The sequence below is a fragment of the Vibrio sp. 811 genome (assembly GCF_033339195.1).
On sequence record NZ_JAWOUB010000395.1, the window covers coordinates 1 to 710 of the forward strand.

General features: G+C 44.9%; 1 protein-coding gene. It reads right to left on the reverse strand.

What is annotated here, in order from left to right:
- Window positions 1-679, reverse strand: a 679-nt coding sequence (btuF, locus tag R7Q46_RS27095; protein ID WP_318078248.1) for a vitamin B12 ABC transporter substrate-binding protein BtuF, incomplete at its 3' end; no start/stop codon positions are given.
- Window positions 680-710 lie beyond the last annotated feature (31 nt).

Below are 710 nucleotides of genomic sequence, written 5' to 3' on the forward strand. Positions count from 1 at the left end.
CCCACATTCCATCATCACTCATAGTATGACGAGAGGTGAAGAGTACTTCAGGTTGACGTGTTATCACTTGCTCGATACTGACTTGAGGATAGGGTGCTGCTGTATTGGCAAATACATTTTCACCACCACAGAAGTTAAATACTTCGCTCGGCCAGTTTTTACCTGCCACAGTAATGATCGGCTTTTCGCTGAGTTGATAAAAATAGCGGACTTTCTCTGTGGTGTTGTATTTCGCTTTGAGAGCAGTTAGCCCCTCTCTAAAGTCCTGCGCTGCTTTTTGACCTTTTGATGGATTATCACTGTATTGACTCAGCTGCTCAATATTATTTGCGATGTCTTCTAAAGTACCCGTGGTTGAGTAGTAGATAGGTACGCCAAATTGTTTTAACTTTTCGAGCTCTTTGGCGGGGTTACCCGCAGGCCAAGCAATGACGAGATCGGGCTGAAGGGCAATGATGCGTTCCAACTTTATGCCTTGGTAATTGGATACTTTCTCCAGTTCACCAGCTTCCTTCGGATAATCACTCATCTCACTCACAGCGATCAGTTTGTCACCTAAGCCAGCAGCATAAGCGATCTCTGTGGCGTGAGGCGCTAAACTGATCACTCGTTCAACGGGTTCGTTCGCCATCGTAAGAGAGGAGAAGAAAAGGGGGAGGGGTAGGAAAATTTTGTTCATCATAATCCTTGATAAATCAGTCCTAGAATAA